This is a genomic window from Xenorhabdus cabanillasii, from assembly GCF_003386665.1.
GTDB lineage: Bacteria > Pseudomonadota > Gammaproteobacteria > Enterobacterales > Enterobacteriaceae > Xenorhabdus > Xenorhabdus cabanillasii.
Genome location: NZ_QTUB01000001.1, coordinates 1 through 18,614, shown reverse-complemented (window position 1 = coordinate 18,614; position 18,614 = coordinate 1). Strand labels below are relative to the sequence as shown.

The following is an 18,614-nucleotide window of genomic DNA, read 5'->3' as shown; positions in this document are numbered from 1 at the left end:
AACCTAGCTATTAAACCGCAGAAGCACCCGAAACGATTTCGGTGAGTTCCTGAGTGATGCTGGCCTGACGAGCCTTGTTGTAAACCAACTGCAACTCTTTGATCAGGTTGCCGCCGTTATCAGTTGCGGCTTTCATCGCTACCATTCGTGCGGCCTGTTCACTAGCCAGGTTTTCAACGACGCCCTGATAAACTTGCGATTCTATATAGCGGCGCAGCAGGGTATCCAACAGCGCCTTAGGATCAGGTTCATACAGATAATCCCAGGACTTCTTCTTCAGTGTTTCATCGTCTCCGGCAGGCAGAGGCAATAACTGAGTGATTGTCGGAACCTGAGACATTGTATTGTTGAACTTGTTTGTCACTATATACAATTTATCCAGACGCCCTTCGTCATATGCTTGCATCATGACGCTGACTGGCCCGATCAACTCGGACAATGATGGGTTATCTCCCATCCCTGTTACTTGGGCAACAATGTTGCCACCAACAGAAGAAAAGAAAGAAACCGCTTTTGATCCAATAAGTGCCAAATCAACCTGGACTTTTTTATCAGACCAGTCTTTCATTTCTATCAGCAATTTTTTGAACAAGTTAATGTTCAAACCGCCACATAAACCACGGTCAGTCGAAACAACCACATACCCAACGCGTTTCACTTCACGCTCTTCAAGGTATGGGTGTTTGTATTCCAGATTCCCTAACGCAAGGTGTCCAATCACGCTGCGAATGGTCTCTGCATAAGGACGGCTGGCCGCCATGCGGTCCTGCGTTTTACGCATTTTGGACGCGGCGACCATTTCCATCGCTTTAGTGATTTTCTGCGTGTTTTGCACACTGGCGATTTTGGTGCGTATCTCTTTTGCGCCGGCCATTTCTGCTTCTCCGAATTCAACCAGACGGCCCATGTTTTTCATTAAAGAAAATTAAACAGGGCCGAATAGTGTTACCAGGACTGAGTCGCCTTGAAGGAATCCAACAGAGCCTTCAGCTTCGCTTCGATCTCTCCGTTGTAATCGCCAGACTGGTCAATCTCTTTCAGAAGATCAGCATGTTCATGGCTGGCATATGCCAACAGCGCCGATTCGAAACTGACCACTTTCGCGATTTCGACATCTTCCAGATAGCCACGCTCAGCAGCAAACAGAGACAGAGCCTGTTGCGCAATTGACATTGGCTGGTACTGTTTCTGTTTCAGCAGTTCAGTAACTTTCTGACCGTGATCCAACTGTTTACGAGTCGCATCATCCAAATCAGATGCAAACTGGGAGAATGCCGCCAGTTCACGATACTGAGCCAGAGCTGTACGAATACCACCAGACAGTTTCTTGATAATCTTGGTCTGAGCAGCACCACCTACACGGGATACAGAAATCCCTGGGTTAACTGCCGGACGAATACCTGCGTTGAACAGGGCCGATTCAAGGAAGATCTGACCATCAGTGATTGAGATAACGTTTGTTGGTACGAATGCCGAAACGTCACCAGCTTGGGTTTCGATGATTGGCAACGCGGTCAGAGAACCTGTTTGGCCTTTCACTTCACCATTAGTGAATTTTTCTACATAGTCAGCGCTAACACGCGCTGCACGCTCCAGCAGACGGGAGTGCAGGTAGAAAACGTCACCTGGGAATGCTTCACGTCCAGGTGGACGACGCAGCAACAGAGAAATCTGACGGTAAGCAACAGCCTGTTTAGACAAGTCATCATAAACAATCAGGGCATCTTCCCCACGATCGCGGAAGTATTCACCCATCGCACAGCCGGAGTATGGTGCCAGATATTGCAATGCCGCAGACTCTGAAGCAGATGCAACAACGACAATTGTATTTTCCAGTGCGCCGTGCTCTTCCAATTTACGAACTACGTTAGAAATGGTTGATGCTTTCTGACCAATCGCAACATAGATACATTTGATACCGGAATCACGCTGGCTGATGATCGCATCGATAGCCAGAGCAGTTTTACCGGTCTGACGGTCACCGATAACCAGCTCACGCTGACCACGGCCGATTGGGATCATGGCATCAACAGATTTGTAACCTGTCTGGACAGGCTGGTCAACGGATTGACGATCGATAACGCCCGGAGCAATGACTTCAACAGGTGAGAAACCATCATGCTCAACAGCGCCTTTACCATCGATTGGCTCACCCAGTGTGTTAACAACACGGCCAAGCAGACCACGACCAACAGGTACTTCCAAAATACGACCAGTACATTTGACTTTCATGCCTTCGGCCAAGTCAGCATACGGACCCATCACAACAGCACCAACGGAGTCACGCTCCAGGTTCAGTGCAATTGCATAACGGTTGCCAGGCAGAGAGATCATTTCACCCTGCATGACATCGGCTAAACCGTGAATACGAATGATACCGTCATTAACGGAAACAATCGTACCTTCATTGTGAGCTTCGCTCACGACATTGAACTGAGCAATACGCTGTTTGATCAGTTCGCTGATTTCGGTGGAATTCAGTTGCATATGCTCCAGTCCCCTTAAGACTGCAAGACGTCTGTTAAACGATCCAGACGGCCACGAATACTGCCATCGATCACCATGTCACCCGCACGGATAATCACGCCGGCAATAACAGACTTGTCAATTTTGCAATTCAGCTTCACTTTGCGTGACAGACGTTTTTCCATCGCCGCAGAAATTTTAGCCTGCTGCTGCTCATTCAGTTCGGATGCAGATATCACTTCAACATCGATAGTTGATTCCAGTGATGCACGCAATTGGATAAATTGCTGGAAGACTTCTGGCAACACCAGCAAGCGACCATTTTCTGCCATTACACGAATAAAGTTACGAGCATGCTCATCTACCTGCTCACCACAAATGGTGATAAAGGTATTGGCTAACGTTTCCGGTGCCAATGAACCGGAAAGCAGCTCACCAACCTGCTCATTGCGAGTTACCTCAGCAACGAACGCCAGCATGTTCTGCCAATGTTCGAGAGATTGGTGTTCCACAGCAAAGTCAAAAGCTGCTTTGGCGTAGGGGCGAGCTACAGTAGCGAATTCAGACATGCCCCTCCCTCCTTACAGTTCAGCGACTAGTTTATCAACGATGTCGCTGTTAGCAGCTTCATCCACGGAACGTTCGATGATTTTCTCGGCACCTGCGATAGCCAACATCGCCACCTGTTTACGTAGCTCTTCACGAGCGCGCTTGCGTTCAGCTTCAATTTCAGCCTGACCTTGCGCGAGGATTTTGCTACGTTCCAGCTCTGCTTCCGCGCGAGCATCATCAATAATCTGGGCTTTTTGTTTATTAGCCTGCTCGATGATAGCGTGCGCATCTGCTTTCGCTTTTTTCAGTTGGTCGGTCGCATTGGCTTGCGCTAAGTCCAGGTTCTTTTTAGCACGCTCTGCTGAAGCCAAACCGTCAGCAATCTCTTTCTGACGCTTTTCAATGGCCGCCATGATTGGTGGCCATACATACTTCATACAGAACAAAACAAACAGGACAAACGCGATGGCCTGGCCGAGGATTGTTGCGTTAATATTCACGGCACAATACCTCTATTTCAATTAATGAATCAGCGTAATTTTCAGTTCTGCTGGTTACTTTGGTATAGTTACTTAGTACCGACAGCGAACATCATATACAAGCCCAGGCCCACAGCGATCATCGGGATGGCGTCAACCAGACCCATAACGATAAAGAACTGAGTACGCAGCAGAGGGATCAGATCAGGCTGACGAGCTGCGCCTTCCAAGAATTTGCCCCCAAGGATGCCGATACCGATCGCAGCACCGATAGCAGCCAAACCCATCAGAATAGCGGCAGCTATGTACAGCAGATCCATGTTTATATCCATGACAGTCTCCAGTTTGTTTCAGTTAAAACACTATTAATGATTGTTAGAAATTAATGCTCTTCAGATGCCATCGACAGATAAACGATCGTCAGAACCATGAAAATAAAGGCTTGTAACGTAATAATCAGTATGTGGAAAATCGCCCATGGCAGGCTGAGCATCCACTGTGACCAAAACGGTAAGAGAGCCGTAATAAGAATAAAGATCAGTTCGCCAGCATACATATTACCAAACAGTCGCAGACCGAGTGATATAGGTTTAGACAGCAAGCTGACCCCTTCCAGAATTAAGTTAATCGGAATAAATAGCGGATGATTGAAAGGCTGCAATGTCAGCTCCTTCGCAAAACCACCAATTCCTTTCATCTTAATGCTATAGAACAGGATGAGGACAAAGACGCCAAGCGCCATCGACAAGGTGACACTAACATCTGCTGTTGGAACAATACGCAGAGCAGGCAAGCCGAAGACATGTTCACCGATCAAAGGAATGAAATCGATTGGCAGCAAGTCCAACGCGTTCATCAACAACACCCAGACGAACACAGTCAAAGCCAAAGGGGCAATCACTTTGCTCTTCCCGTGGTACATATCACGTACCGTGTTATCAACGAAACCGATAATCATTTCTATTGCAGTCTGGAATTTACCCGGTACGCCATCAGTAGCGTGAACCGCGACTCTCCGGAATACAAACAGAAACAACATCCCTAATACGACGGAGAAAAAAAGCGAGTCAATGTTCAACGTCCAGAACGTCGCTTCATAGCCACTAGCGTGGGGATTGACCAACTCAAAAGTACGTAAGTCTAACTGAAGGTGTCTCAGATGGTGACTTATGTACTCTGAAGTTGAAACTTCTCCTGATGCAGACATGATGCTTTTTACCCTTTTATTGTTAAAAACACTAACCGTTCATTACGGCAGGTGCGATGATCTGCACAATCAGCACCGCTAAATAGGCCACACCAAGTGGTGCAAATGCCGCCTTGAACACCCCTAAGGCAACTATCAGCATAGCTATCGAAATGATAACCTTAACCCCTTCCCCAATAGCGAAGAACCATGCAATACGTACAGGAACATCCTGTTCTTTTGCCTTTTGGAAGTGGGTAAGCAGCATAAAAATGACGTTTGGTAGCCAATATGCCAACCCACCAGCAAAAGCAGAAACACCCCATTCGATACTTCTGGTATAAAAAGCCGCACTGAGAATAACAAAAGTCATTAACTGCAAAAGTAACAGTTTCAGTGCAATTCTACCGCCATAAAGGGATACAGACATGACTTTTGTTTTCTCCCTGAAGTACACCGTTGCATATCAGGCTTTGCTGAATGTTGTATAAAACTGTCTTTGTTTAAGAGTGTCAAGTGACAAAAACGTGCAAATTATACGGGCAGCCAAAATGAATTCAATCCATAAGTAGCGAAAAAGTGAATAATTATTTAAATTTCTAACTTTGATGGTAGATTGCTCACAAATACCATTTAATATTTTGTAACGATTAATCTATCGACTCAAAAATTAAACGTGATACATATCACACTAAATTAAAACATTAATACCACTAACCATTAAATATGTGATGAAAATCATTTATTTTTCCATATAAAATCAAACAATTAATATTATAGCTATCAATTTTTATCTGATATATCACTAAGAAATTTTAAAAGTTTATTTTGTACACTTTCTCTAAAATTTATTTATAAAGAAAATGGACACCCCTTCTTAGAAAGAACAATTTGCTCAATATAAAATGAAAGTTATTTTTCTGTGATCTATCCGTAAATAAAGATGAAACAATAGGAGGATATAATTAGTAACACCCGTAACAATATAACTATGATTGGCGTTACTAATTATTTAAGCTTTTATTGATAAACAGCAAAGTCAGTTTTGTTTAAGTACAACCAAATGACGCTGCCCTTCTAGTTCTGGTATTTGCAGAGGAACCACGGTATCAAGACTGATCCCTAAAGGTAACTGAGCCAGCTCATCTTCCGGCAACACACCTTTCAGAGCATAAAAATGCCCATTATTGGTTTCAGGGAGATGATGACACCATGACAACATATCTTGTAAAGATGCAAAAGCTCTGCTGATCACGCCGTCAAAAAGCACTTCAGGAATAAACTCCTCTACCCTGCTCTGTACTGGTTCAATGTTATTGAGGCCCAATTCATGTTGAACCTGACGCAAAAAACGAACTCGTTTTCCCAGACTATCCAATAAGGTGAAATGAGAATCAGGTCGCACAATAGCCAAGGGAATACCTGGCAAACCAGGCCCCGTACCAACATCAATAAACCGTGTTCCCTGCAAAAATGGATTAACGACAATGCTATCCATGATATGCCGGACTAACATCTGCTCAGGCTCCCGAACAGATGTCAGATTGTAAGCCTTATTCCATTTGTTGAGCATATCTACATAAGCAATAAGCTGTTGTTTCTGCTCCAACGATAAAATAATGTCGGTCTTCGCCAACAGAGATTCCAATTTGTTAAGCAAAACTTTGTCCTCTTAGGCACTACGGCGCAATAAACCCTGTTTTTTCAGCCATACCAGTAAGATGGAGATCGCTGCTGGTGTGATACCAGAAATACGTGAAGCTTGACCAATTGAACTTGGTTTATGGTCATTTAGTTTTGCAACAACTTCATTGGAAAGCCCACTGACTTGTTTATAATCCAGATCGACAGGTAATGCCGTGTTTTCATTGCGCAGTTGTTTTTCGATCTCTTCTTGCTGGCGGGCAATATAACCTTCGTATTTTACCTGGATTTCAACCTGATCTGCTGCTTGAGGTTCTGTCAGCCCCGGTGCAAAACGTGGCATTGATGTCAGCAATTCGTAGTTCATTTCCGGGCGACGCAGTAAATCTTCACCATTGGCTTCTTTTGACAGTGGTGTTTTCAGCACTTGATTGATTTCATCCAAATTGTCAGATTTTGGATGAACCCAGATGTCGCGTAAACGCTGGCGCTCTTGTTCGATCATTTCAACTTTGCGGGAATAATGTTCCCAACGCAGATCATCAACTAACCCCAGTTCACGACCTTTTTCAGTCAAACGAAGATCCGCATTGTCTTCACGTAACATCAAGCGATATTCTGCACGTGATGTAAACATCCGGTAGGGTTCTTTTGTTCCCAATGTGCATAGATCATCAACCAGAACGCCAACATAGGCTTGATCACGACGAGGGAACCATCCCTCTTCACCTGTGGTATAACAGGCAGCGTTTAAGCCTGCCAGCAATCCTTGTGCTGCTGCTTCTTCATAACCTGTCGTACCGTTGATCTGTCCAGCAAAGAACAGACCGTTAATAAATTTACTTTCCAGTGTTTGTTTTAAATCACGTGGATCAAAGAAATCATATTCGATCGCATAACCCGGACGAACAATACGTGCGTTTTCCATTCCTTTCATGGAGTGAACGATCTGCATTTGTACGTCAAACGGCAGACTGGTTGAGATCCCGTTCGGATAAATTTCGTTGCTGGTGAGTCCTTCTGGTTCAAGGAAGATCTGATGTGCGTTACGATCTGCGAAACGCATGACTTTATCTTCGATAGAAGGACAATAGCGCGGGCCGATCCCTTCAATGATCCCCGCATACATCGGGCTGCGATCCAAGTTATTCCGGATCACTTCATGGGTTTTTTCGTTGGTATGGGTGATATAACATGGGATCTGCTGCGGGTGTTGATCCATATTACCCATGAATGAGAATACAGGTGTTGGGTTATCACCGAATTGTTGTTCGAGCTGGCTAAAGTCAATGGTTCGAGCATCGATACGAGGTGGAGTACCTGTTTTCAGACGAGAAACACGCAGAGGTAATTTACGTAAACGATGTGATAAAGCGATCGCAGGAGGATCACCAGCACGTCCGCCACTGTAATTTTCTAAACCAATATGAATTTTGCCGTCAAGGAAAGTACCTACTGTTAAAACAACAGACTTTGCCTTAAATTTCAAACCCATACGTGTAACAACACCAGTAACAGTGTCATTTTCAACGATAAGATCTTCAACGGATTGTTGGAAGATCATTAAGTTAGGTTGATTTTCCAGTGCGGTTCTCACAGCCTGTCGGTACAGTACACGATCTGCTTGTGCACGTGTAGCTCGAACAGCTGGACCTTTGCTGGCATTGAGTGTTCTGAACTGAATACCAGCCAGATCGGTTGCTTTTGCCATCAGACCGCCAAGTGCATCGATCTCTTTTACCAGATGCCCTTTACCGATCCCACCAATGGCTGGATTACATGACATCTGGCCCAAAGTATCAATATTGTGAGTCAGTAATAAGGTTTGACGTCCCATACGTGCGGCTGCCATTGCTGCTTCAGTACCAGCGTGACCACCGCCGATAATGATGACGTCAAAATGCTCTGGATAAAACATGTGCGAACCTTTAATTGTAAGAATGCTTCGTATGAATTTGCATTGGGGAAGAGAATTCTACTCAAGTTTGGACGTTAGACCAAGTAGCAGTTGATCATCATTATTTAAAATAAGATCTTTTTATTTAAAGATCTCTTTATTGGATCTTTTATTAGGATCGCGATCATCTGTGGATAAGTGAATTTTCTATAGAAAGATCATAACGCTGAAAAGGATCATTTGCTGTGAATGATCCGTGATCCAATACAGTATAAACTGGGATCTAAAAGCCATGTTATTCACAGCCGATAGATTGAAACTCGGTTATTAAATGGATAACTACGAGTTAACCCCTGCTTTTCATCAAAGTTATCCACAGTCAATTGCTATATTTTTAATCTGATCAGAGTAACTTTGCCCACTCTTTGACCCATTCTTCGGCTGGATCTTCGGGGATTTCGTGTTGTTGGATATCTATTTCCAGCCGATCGCCGATCCTTTTTGCTTTATGATCTTCCAATAACTGTTCCAATGATCTTATAGCACCACAAAATGTGTCATATTCAGAACTACCAATACCAACTGCACCAAATGTCACACGACTGAGATCAGGTTGCTGTTGTATGATCGCATCTGCGAAAGGTTGTAGGTTTTCCGGTAAATCGCCAGCTCCATGTGTTGATGTGACTACAAGCCACAACCCTTCCAGAGGAAGATCATCTAATGAAGGGCCGTGTAGTACTTTTGTTGAAAAACTGTGATTTTCCAAGATCTCAGCCATGTGTTCAGCAACATATTCAGCGCTACCCATAGTACTGCCGCTGATTAAAGTTATCGTGCTCATTGTGATCCTTGTTAACGTTAAAGAATAACTATTGTACGTTGTGAATCTTCTGGTATCTACTTGTGGATAATATGGTTATGTACTTTTCATTTCAGGGTCTGATTGTCCTCATGATCGGGTTTTGCAGGGAGATCAACGTCTCTGTTGACTGGATTTCTTCAATAGTCTGGATCTTGTTGATAAGTACATCCTGGAGAGATTCGATAGAACGACACATTACCTTGATAAATATACTGTAATGTCCAGTGGTGTAATAAACTTCAACCACTTCATCCAGCTTATCGAGTTTCTGTAATGCGGCCGGATAATCCTTAGCACTTTTCAGGATAATGCCAATAAAACAGCACACATCGAACCCTAGTTGCTTAACACTGATATCAACTCGAGTACCTGAAATAATCCCTGCCTGTTTCATTTTTTCCACACGGACATGGATTGTTCCTGGGCTGACTGCGAATTTTTTGGCTAATTCTGCGTAAGGTGTACGTGCGTTATCCATCAAAGCGTGAAGGATGTCACGGTCTAAATTGTCGATCTGATAAATTTCTGCCATTTTTAATCCCTATTTTTGAATAATATTCATTTTTATAGTGTAAAAATTATCGTTTATAAATATTACTAGATATTTTTATTATTATATATTGAATTTATACCCCATTTTGTTGCTTAATCTATATCAACAAGACACAGGGTCACTAAAAAATTTTGAGAGTAGCATCATGAAAACATCCTTTATTGAAAAACAGCAACAGATTAGTTTTGTGAAATCTTACTTTTCACGCCTGCTAGAGAAGCAACTTGGTTTAATCGAAGTGCAGGGGCCAATTTTGAGCCGTCTTGGTGATGGAACTCAGGACAACCTGTCAGGCCACGAGAAAGCTGTACAGGTGAAAGTTAAAACATTGCCTGATGCAACTTTTGAAGTAGTTCATTCTCTGGCTAAATGGAAACGCAAGACATTAGGTCGCTTTGGTTTTCAAGCAGAACAAGGATTGTATACTCACATGAAAGCCTTGCGTCCTGATGAGGATCGCCTGACTCCTATCCATTCGGTCTTTGTTGATCAGTGGGATTGGGAAAAAGTGGTTGGTGAAGGTCACCGCTCACTCGACTATCTAAAACAGACAGTAGGTAAAATCTACGAAGCGATAAAAGAAACACAAAAAGCAGTAAGTAAGGAGTTTGGTCTGGCACCGTTCCTGCCAGATCAAATTCACTTCATTCACAGTGAAGAGCTTCTGAAACGTTATCCTGGTCTGGATGCTAAAGGTCGTGAGCGTGAAGCAGCCAAAGAATTTGGTGCTATTTTCCTGATGGGGATCGGCGGTAAGTTGTCTGATGGTCAGGCACATGATGTTCGTGCACCGGATTATGACGATTGGACGACACCAAACAGCGATGGTTTTTTAGGTCTGAACGGTGACATTATCGTCTGGAACCCTGTTTTGCAGGGTGCATTTGAAATTTCTTCAATGGGTATCCGTGTTGATGTTGAAGCACTGGAACGTCAGCTTGTACTGACTGGTGATGAAGAGCGTTTGCAATACGACTGGCATCAGTCTCTGCTAAAAGGTGACATGCCACAGACCATCGGTGGTGGTATTGGCCAATCTCGCTTAGTGATGTTGCTGTTGCAAATGACACACATAGGTCAGGTTCAGTGTGGTGTTTGGTCACCGGAGATTATTGAATCTGTCGAAGGTGTTCTGTAAGGCTGCGTTATAAATTTTAGTCGGATGGTTTTTGGCTCAATGCCGCCATCTTCGTAGTAAACGACTTGTAATTCCGGTATCAAAGCGCCAAATATGATCAAATATCCGCATGATACCGGGCTTCCCGTAATTGGACAGGGATACCGCATGGAAGCGGTGTTTTTGGTGCTGTTGCAGATTTTGTATCTGATGGATTAGCTCTTCCGGCAAACGCTGGGCAATGAAATCTGAAATAACAACAGCGTCAGCATTTCTCCAGATAGACTCTTTCATTTTCTCCGTTACTGTTTTAAGGCAGAAGGCCAGATCGGTTCCCCCTCTAAATGTTTGTCCCAGAAAATGTACAGCCTGAGTCAGCCCATCCTGTGATGTTAAATCATAATGAATAATCTCAGTGGAGAACAATATGATATGGCATTGACGGTTATCAGCCAGAGCAATGCGCATCAATGCCAGGCAGAATGCTTTGGCACAACGCTCATTAAACCCTCCCATTGAGCCAGAAGTATCTACACAGACAATAAATGGTCCCCGGGGTTGTTCTTCATTGTTATGGTGAATAACGGATTTTAATGCGGTTTTTGTCTGCCAGTTATCCCCTTGCAGACGATAAGTCAGTAATTTTTTTTCTATCAGCCGACGATAAAAATCATACTCCAGATCCTTAATCCCCAACATGGACAGCTCTGTGGGTAAAAGTCTCAGGATATCGTCACTCTGTTGAAGTCCGTTTATCTGCTCCGGTACAGTATCTGGCATACGTTCAATTTTGGGAAAGGCTTCCAGGACAGAACTATTTTTTGGAATTGATTTAGCAGCTTGGTTACGGCCTAGTAATTGGGCCAGTTTTTCCAGTTCGGGCTGTTGCTTGAGAAATTCAGCATGTTGGGTGATTAATGATATTTTATGTTCTGTCAGATGAAGTTGTCCCTTGCTCATATCCCATAGCCGCCCCGTTGCACGATCATTTTCATTAAATATTGGATCGAGGTTACTGGTGAGTTCCAATCGTTTCTGGATCTCTGCCAGCAACTGATCTTTTTCTTGTTCGAGTAGTATCCTGTGAAATTTTGTGACCTGTAGGATCAAACTGCTACGCCAGCGTTGAATAAACAGCATATATCCTGCATGGCTGTGTTCAGATAATGTTTCGCACAACGTGTAAGCATCATTAGCAAAAGGAGACTGGATTTGCTGGAGTTTTTCGACAAGCTGAGGAAGTTGCCGATAAAAAACAGCAGATTCTGTGATTGCTATTTGTTGATATAACAGAAATTCTTCGGCTAAAAGAACAGGAATAATGGCATCTTTGATCCTTTGCTGTAATGTGTGCTGCCAGTCTGGAAAGTCTCTCTGTAATGATTTTTTAAGTTTGGGGAATTTTTTAAAGAAAACTACCAATTGAGGAGAACTTAATAGCGTTGAAATAGTTTCCTCTATCAATTCACCTTCATTAATGGCGAGCAAAAGATCAAGTGTTGTCAGAGCTAGCATGTTACTACCCCCACTTTTGATCGTAGCTGTTTTAACCTTTCGGTTAATTGGAGAAAACTTTGCTCAATATTGGCAATCCAGTGTTCTTCTATAAATAAGCAGGGTTGATGTTGATTGAATAATTGGTGTTGTTGTTGAATTTCTTCATGTATAGAAAGCCATTTTTCATTCCATTGCACCTTTTCCTTTTCTTCCAGGGTTGTCTGTTGTTCAAAACGGTATAAAACTGCACTTTTTCGGCTGGTATCCAGAATTTCAATCTGATTTTTTTTATTGATTTCAAAAGAAATTTTTTGTGGAAAACCCATTCCGTTTAATCGAATAAGCAATAGTCCATTGTTATTTTTAAGTGAATTTTCCAGCGTGTTTTTATCTATTTCGATAAAGTTAACAGCAAGATTATGTAGATTTAATGAAGGATACAGAAATAGTGTCAGCTTTTTTTCATAGATATTTTCCGGGAGAGTATAGTGTGTATGACGACCAAAAAATGATGTTTTTGCGATTAGTTGCAGAGGGAAATGATGATTTTCATCTTGTCTGGAGTTTACCCACTGTTGGTATAGCTTATCCATTTTTTGCATCAAGACACGTTGTTGATAAGCTTGTTCTGTCAATAAGTTATGCAGGAGTTGTGGCAAAAATTTTAAGCTATTTAGATCGTGCCACAGGCAATTTTTTAATAACACCAGATCCAGTGGAGATATACTGTTTCTCCCACTGAAAAATGCACTGGCTTGTAGCAAACGAATGGACTTTTTCCATCGGCGATCCGATACGCGGGAGACATTTTCTGTAGCATTAATTTGCTGACACAGTTGATAGATCAACTCGAAAATAGGATCCGGTAAAGATATGTGACTTATTTTCTCCTGCCATTGAGCAAACTCTTCATCTGTAATTTGAAAATGATCCGGTACAGGGTTGGCTTTTTCATCACGGTGATCGGTGAGTAGAGCACGAAAACTTTTCTTTTCTTGAATATTGTCCAGCCAGAGGCGGATCAATAGGCGATCATAAAGGGCTTCCAGGCCATTATCGGCATCAGGCAGTTCATTGGAAGCAGTGATCAACAACCTCATTGGTAACTGCTCTTCCTGATTACCATTTCTGAATTTTTTTTCATTAATTGCTGTCAGCAACGTATTCAAAATGGCAGGTCCCGCTTTCCAGATTTCATCCAGAAAAACAATTTCTGCTTCCGGTAAATAGCCTTCAGTAAGGCGTTGGTAACGCCCTTCATCTTTGAGTGCTTGAATCGAGAGGGGGCCGAAAATTTCTTCTGGAGTGGAAAAGCGTGTCATTAAATATTCAAAAGCATGAGCACGCTGAAATGCAAATTTTAGCCGGCGTGCGATCAGACTCTTAGCTATCCCCGGCGGGCCAAGAAGAAAAACATTTTCTCCACATAAGGCTGCCAGCAGACAAAGACGAATAGCTTGTCGTCTTTCATATAGCCCACTTTCCAGATACTGGCTTAGTCTGGATATTTTCTCAACCAATTGCATACCGTGAACACCGCAGTTTGAATAATTACCTCCATTTATTTATAGGTAAAATGTATTCTATGCAAAGACTTTAATGAGAATTTATTGAGCTTTTGTTGTCCTGAGTCTACTCAGGGAATTGATCTAACATTAGCCTAGGGATACTTAATTCCCGTTGAATTGGAATTGGTTAACAAAAAATAATCGTTGTTATCGTGTGGCTGTCAGTTTTGATCGCTGCATTGTTATTAAGCAGAAATTATTTAGCAGGAATAAATACAATGAGTATGGCAAAACTGGCCGTGATGGGTAGCATCAATGTCGATCACATCTTAAACCTCAAATCATTTCCTCAGCCGGGAGAAACCGTGCAGGGCGAGCGGTATCAGGTAGCATTCGGAGGAAAAGGGGCAAATCAGGCGGTTGCTGCTGGCCGTTGCGGGGCTGACATTACTTTTATTGCTTGTGTCGGGCAGGATGATATTGGGGAACGGGTCCTCCAACAACTGGTGAAAGATAATATCAATACTTCTGCCATTGAAGTTATTGCTGGTGAAGCAACTGGCGTAGCGCTGATTTTTGTCGATCAGCAGGGAGAAAACGTCATTGGCATTAATGCAGGAGCGAATGGTGCGCTCACACCAGAATATCTCTGCCGTTATGAGCAAGTGATCAAAGACGCAGATGCATTGTTACTACAACTTGAAACGCCATTGGACACAGTGCAACTTGCTGCGGAAACAGCGAAAAAGCACAACACTAAAGTGATTTTGAATCCTGCTCCAGCCCAAAAAATCTCAGATCGGCTACTTTCTCTAGTGGATATTATCACACCCAATGAAACAGAAGCAGAGTTTCTGACAGGAGTCTCTGTAACAGGTGATGCCGGAGCCGAAAAAGCAGCTCAGTCGTTGCATAATAAAGGCATCGAAACAGTTATCATCACGTTGGGAAGTCGTGGAGTATGGCTTAGCGAGAAAGGTAAACAAGGAAAAGTTGTATCCGGGTTTGAGGTAAAAGCCATTGATACGATTGCAGCAGGAGATACATTTAATGGTGCTTTAGTGACGGGATTGTTAGAAGGGAAAGAAATATTATCGGCGATTCGTTTTGCTCATGCCGCAGCGGCAATAGCTGTGACACGTCATGGCGCGCAGCCTTCTGTTCCGTGGCGAAGTGAAATTGATGCATTTCTGGCTGAACAGGGTTAATCCGTGGCTACCATGAAGAACGTTGCCCGTTTTGCAGGTGTATCGACATCGACGGTTTGTTATGTGATTAACAATATTAGCCATCGATATGTTGCTCTATCGAATGGATAACCCAGATGGTGAATCGAAACAATTAACATTGACACCGAAACTTATTTGAGCGTGATTTTGTAGGCCAGCATTGACAGCATCATTTTTTAGGTCGCTTTTTCTTAACCAAATTGCTGCCATCCTCTTTATTTAAGAGCAGAAAGATAAAAGCAGAAATCAAGGTAATCGAACCTATAGTGATAAATGTATAGTGAAAGTGATCTATTGTAGAACCATAACTTATTGACTCATAAAATCGCAGGATTGCGGCACTGACTGTGACACCTAAGCTGATGGATAACTGTTGAGACACCGCCAGCAGACTATTTCCGGCACTTGCATTATTATCATTTAAGTCACCAAGAGTAATTGTGTTCATTGCTGTAAATTGAGTAGACATAACCATTCCCAATATAAATAGAGGAATGATCAAAAACACGAGTGACAATGCTGGTGATTGTAGCGAAAACTGGGCAATCATTAATCCAATAATAACAGTGACCCAAAATAGAGTATTTCTGTATCCGAATCTGGCCAGTATCTGGGTGACAAAAGATTTTGCCATAATAGAACCAATAGCATTTGGTGCCATCATAATACCTGCAATAATTGCTGAGTAACCAAAACCGACCTGTAGCATTAGTGGAATAAGAAAAGAAAGTGATCCTGTACTCAAACGGGTAGCAATATTACTGCTGATACCAACTGAAAATGTTCTGGTTTCAAATAACTTGAGATCAATAAGTGGATTGGGATGCCTTTGGGCATAGATACAATACCCAGACAGCATAATGATACCTACAGCTAACACTGCTGCCGGAACATAATTAGACAACGTATCATTACCAAATAAATCCAGACTGACCGAAAGCATTACTAAGCCCGAGCTGAACATTATGAAGCCCAGAAAATCAAAAGGGCTTTTTGGCATGGTAAAATTGGGCATATGTTTTCTGGCGTAAACAATACCCAGTAAACCGATGGGAATATTGATAATAAATATCCAATGCCATGTTGCGTAAGTCACTAACACTCCTCCAAGAAGAGGGCCTAAAATTGGGCCAAGTAATCCTGGCATTGTGACAAAATTCAGAACAGATAGCAGTTCACTACGCGGGTAAGCCCTTAATAAAGCCAAACGAGCAACAGGCATCATCATAGCGCCGCCAATCCCTTGAACAACGCGTGAAATCACTAAAAAAGAGAGAGAGCTGGATAATGCGCAGGCGAGAGAACCTAAAGAAAAGAGGGATACGGCATAAATAAAAATCCGCCGAGTGCCAAATCTATCAGCCAACCAACCGCTAACAGGAATCAACATCGCTACAGTTAACGTGTAACTAACGATAGCTGGCTGCATTGCTAGTGGAGAATGGTTAAGGCTTTTAGCAATTGCCGGCAGTGCGGTATTAAGGATTGTTGCATCCAGAGATTGCATAAAAAAAGCCATTGCTGCAATCCAAGGTAATCCCGACATACTGCGTGCGGATTTGACCATTAGAAGTCCTGTTATGTTGTAATCATGACAATTTTAGTAACTAAGTAACATTTTAATACATAAAAATATACCCAACAGATTTCGAGTTGCACTGCATGGATTTTAAAATTGTTGTCAATAGCACCATTTATTGAGTGAAAAAAGAACTTTTTTGCCGCTTTTGTTGAAAAAAAACGCGAACAGAAAAAAAATGCAAAAAAACTATTGTCAGCGCCGAAAAACACCCTATAATGCGCCACCACTGACCGACGCAGCGCTGAGACAAGCCGCTGAGGAAAGTCGGAGAAAAGCGAAAATAAACGCTTGACTCCGGAGGCAAAAAGCGTAAGATACGCCGCCTCGCAACCCGGAACGGAAGTTCGGTTGCCCATGCTCTTTAACAAATTAATCAGACAATCTGTGTGGGCACTCGCAGGACACGATCAACGCCGCAAGGCGAAAAAGATTCAAGTCTTGAAGAGTGACTGAAACAGTTAATTCATTGCGATACTGAACAGTGAAATTCTTTGAGCATCAAACACTTTTAATTGAAGAGTTTGATCATGGCTCAGATTGAACGCTGGCGGCAGGCCTAACACATGCAAGTCGGGCGGTAACAGGAAAGGGCTTTTGCACTTTTGCTGACGAGCGGCGGACGGGTGAGTAATGTCTGGGGATCTGCCCGATAGAGGGGGATAACCACTGGAAACGGTGGCTAATACCGCATAACCTCTTTGGAGCAAAGTGGGGGACCTTCGGGCCTCACGCTATCGGATGAACCCAGATGGGATTAGCTAGTAGGTGGGGTAAGGGCTCACCTAGGCGACGATCCCTAGCTGGTCTGAGAGGATGACCAGCCACACTGGGACTGAGACACGGCCCAGACTCCTACGGGAGGCAGCAGTGGGGAATATTGCACAATGGGCGCAAGCCTGATGCAGCCATGCCGCGTGTATGAAGAAGGCCTTCGGGTTGTAAAGTACTTTCAGCGGGGAGGAAGGCGTGAGTCTGAACAGGGCTCACGATTGACGTTACCCGCAGAAGAAGCACCGGCTAACTCCGTGCCAGCAGCCGCGGTAATACGGAGGGTGCAAGCGTTAATCGGAATTACTGGGCGTAAAGCGCACGCAGGCGGCCAATTAAGTTAGATGTGAAATCCCCGGGCTTAACCCGGGAACGGCATCTAAGACTGGTTGGCTGGAGTCTCGTAGAGGGGGGTAGAATTCCACGTGTAGCGGTGAAATGCGTAGAGATGTGGAGGAATACCGGTGGCGAAGGCGGCCCCCTGGACGAAGACTGACGCTCAGGTGCGAAAGCGTGGGGAGCAAACAGGATTAGATACCCTGGTAGTCCACGCCGTAAACGATGTCGATTTGGAGGTTGTGCCCTTGAGGTGTGGCTTCCGGAGCTAACGCGTTAAATCGACCGCCTGGGGAGTACGGTCGCAAGATTAAAACTCAAATGAATTGACGGGGGCCCGCACAAGCGGTGGAGCATGTGGTTTAATTCGATGCAACGCGAAGAACCTTACCTACTCTTGACATCCACGGAATTTGGCAGAGATGCTGAAGTGCCTTCGGGAACCGTGAGACAGGTGCTGCATGGCTGTCGTCAGCTCGTGTTGTGAAATGTTGGGTTAAGTCCCGCAACGAGCGCAACCCTTATCCTTTGTTGCCAGCACGTGATGGTGGGAACTCAAGGGAGACTGCCGGTGATAAACCGGAGGAAGGTGGGGATGACGTCAAGTCATCATGGCCCAGACGAGTAGGGCTACACACGTGCTACAATGGCGGATACAAAGAGAAGCGACCTCGCGAGAGCAAGCGGAACTCATAAAGTCTGTCGTAGTCCGGATTGGAGTCTGCAACTCGACTCCATGAAGTCGGAATCGCTAGTAATCGTAGATCAGCATGCTACGGTGAATACGTTCCCGGGCCTTGTACACACCGCCCGTCACACCATGGGAGTGGGTGGCAAAAGAAGTCGGTAGCTTAACCTGCGGGAGGGCGCTGACCACTTTGTGACTCATGACTGGGGTGAAGTCGTAACAAGGTAACCGTAGGGGAACCTGCGGT

16 protein-coding genes, 1 rRNA gene and 1 pseudogene are annotated in these 18,614 nt (G+C 43.8%); 4 read left to right on the top strand and 14 right to left on the bottom strand.

Annotated features, from left to right (window positions below; translation table 11 throughout):
* Window positions 1-10: 10 nt before the first annotated feature.
* The 11 genes from atpG to asnC all read right to left on the bottom strand — a co-directional run bounded on the left by atpG (window position 11) and on the right by asnC (window position 9,621).
* Entirely contained in the window at window positions 11-874 is an 864-nt protein-coding gene (atpG, locus tag BDD26_RS00095; RefSeq protein ID WP_038267015.1) for a F0F1 ATP synthase subunit gamma, read from the bottom strand.
* A 71-nt stretch (window positions 875-945) separates the two neighbouring features.
* Window positions 946-2,487, bottom strand: a complete 1,542-nt coding sequence (gene atpA / locus BDD26_RS00090) for a F0F1 ATP synthase subunit alpha (RefSeq protein WP_115825232.1) — start codon at window positions 2,485-2,487, stop codon at window positions 946-948.
* 14 nt (window positions 2,488-2,501) lie between these two features.
* A complete protein-coding gene (gene atpH / locus BDD26_RS00085; protein ID WP_038266970.1) occupies window positions 2,502-3,035 on the bottom strand; it encodes a F0F1 ATP synthase subunit delta in 534 nt (177 codons plus the stop codon).
* 12 nt (window positions 3,036-3,047) lie between these two features.
* A complete protein-coding gene (atpF, locus tag BDD26_RS00080) occupies window positions 3,048-3,518 on the bottom strand; it encodes a F0F1 ATP synthase subunit B (RefSeq protein ID WP_038266973.1) in 471 nt (156 codons plus the stop codon).
* A 68-nt stretch (window positions 3,519-3,586) separates the two neighbouring features.
* Window positions 3,587-3,829 carry a F0F1 ATP synthase subunit C gene (atpE, locus tag BDD26_RS00075; RefSeq protein ID WP_038266976.1) on the bottom strand — a complete coding sequence of 81 codons (243 nt, stop codon included), beginning with the start codon at window positions 3,827-3,829 and terminating at the stop codon, window positions 3,587-3,589.
* 50 nt (window positions 3,830-3,879) lie between these two features.
* Window positions 3,880-4,704 carry a F0F1 ATP synthase subunit A gene (atpB, locus tag BDD26_RS00070; RefSeq protein WP_038266978.1) on the bottom strand — a complete coding sequence of 275 codons (825 nt, stop codon included), beginning with the start codon at window positions 4,702-4,704 and terminating at the stop codon, window positions 3,880-3,882.
* A gap of 31 nt (window positions 4,705-4,735) precedes the next feature.
* The gene (atpI, locus tag BDD26_RS00065) at window positions 4,736-5,113 is read right to left on the bottom strand and encodes a F0F1 ATP synthase subunit I (RefSeq protein ID WP_038266981.1); all 378 of its coding nucleotides are present in this window, start codon (window positions 5,111-5,113) and stop codon (window positions 4,736-4,738) included.
* 609 nt (window positions 5,114-5,722) lie between these two features.
* On the bottom strand, window positions 5,723-6,343 hold the full coding sequence (rsmG, locus tag BDD26_RS00060) for a 16S rRNA (guanine(527)-N(7))-methyltransferase RsmG (RefSeq protein WP_115825231.1): 621 nt from the start codon (window positions 6,341-6,343) through the stop codon (window positions 5,723-5,725).
* A gap of 12 nt (window positions 6,344-6,355) precedes the next feature.
* Window positions 6,356-8,245 (bottom strand): tRNA uridine-5-carboxymethylaminomethyl(34) synthesis enzyme MnmG, encoded by a 1,890-nt coding sequence (mnmG, locus tag BDD26_RS00055; RefSeq protein ID WP_115825230.1) that lies wholly within the window; start codon window positions 8,243-8,245, stop codon window positions 6,356-6,358.
* Between the two features lie 382 nt (window positions 8,246-8,627).
* Window positions 8,628-9,068, bottom strand: a complete 441-nt coding sequence (mioC, locus tag BDD26_RS00050) for an FMN-binding protein MioC (RefSeq protein WP_047679051.1) — start codon at window positions 9,066-9,068, stop codon at window positions 8,628-8,630.
* 91 nt (window positions 9,069-9,159) lie between these two features.
* Window positions 9,160-9,621 (bottom strand): transcriptional regulator AsnC, encoded by a 462-nt coding sequence (gene asnC, locus BDD26_RS00045; protein ID WP_038266994.1) that lies wholly within the window; start codon window positions 9,619-9,621, stop codon window positions 9,160-9,162.
* A gap of 166 nt (window positions 9,622-9,787) precedes the next feature.
* Here asnC and asnA point away from each other — a divergent pair, with 166 nt between their 5' ends.
* Window positions 9,788-10,780, top strand: a complete 993-nt coding sequence (gene asnA / locus BDD26_RS00040; RefSeq protein WP_115825229.1) for an aspartate--ammonia ligase — start codon at window positions 9,788-9,790, stop codon at window positions 10,778-10,780.
* 36 nt (window positions 10,781-10,816) lie between these two features.
* Here asnA and viaA read toward each other — a convergent pair whose 3' ends face one another.
* Together viaA and ravA are read right to left on the bottom strand one after the other, a co-directional pair.
* Window positions 10,817-12,274 (bottom strand): ATPase RavA stimulator ViaA, encoded by a 1,458-nt coding sequence (gene viaA, locus BDD26_RS00035; RefSeq protein WP_115825228.1) that lies wholly within the window; start codon window positions 12,272-12,274, stop codon window positions 10,817-10,819.
* Window positions 12,268-13,782 (bottom strand): ATPase RavA, encoded by a 1,515-nt coding sequence (ravA, locus tag BDD26_RS00030; protein WP_115825227.1) that lies wholly within the window; start codon window positions 13,780-13,782, stop codon window positions 12,268-12,270. The genes viaA and ravA overlap by 7 nt, the downstream gene beginning before the upstream one ends.
* Before the next feature lie 260 nt (window positions 13,783-14,042).
* Between ravA and rbsK the strand changes: the two genes are divergently transcribed.
* Together rbsK and BDD26_RS00020 are read left to right on the top strand one after the other, a co-directional pair.
* Window positions 14,043-14,972 (top strand): ribokinase, encoded by a 930-nt coding sequence (gene rbsK / locus BDD26_RS00025; RefSeq protein WP_115825226.1) that lies wholly within the window; start codon window positions 14,043-14,045, stop codon window positions 14,970-14,972.
* A 3-nt stretch (window positions 14,973-14,975) separates the two neighbouring features.
* Window positions 14,976-15,068 (top strand): annotated as a pseudogene (locus BDD26_RS00020) (LacI family DNA-binding transcriptional regulator); the annotation flags it as partial.
* 94 nt (window positions 15,069-15,162) lie between these two features.
* Here BDD26_RS00020 and mdtD read toward each other — a convergent pair.
* Window positions 15,163-16,560, bottom strand: a complete 1,398-nt coding sequence (gene mdtD, locus BDD26_RS00015) for a multidrug transporter subunit MdtD (protein WP_115825225.1) — start codon at window positions 16,558-16,560, stop codon at window positions 15,163-15,165.
* 524 nt (window positions 16,561-17,084) lie between these two features.
* Between mdtD and BDD26_RS00005 the strand changes: the two genes are divergently transcribed.
* Window positions 17,085-18,614 (top strand): 16S ribosomal RNA (locus BDD26_RS00005); the annotation flags it as partial.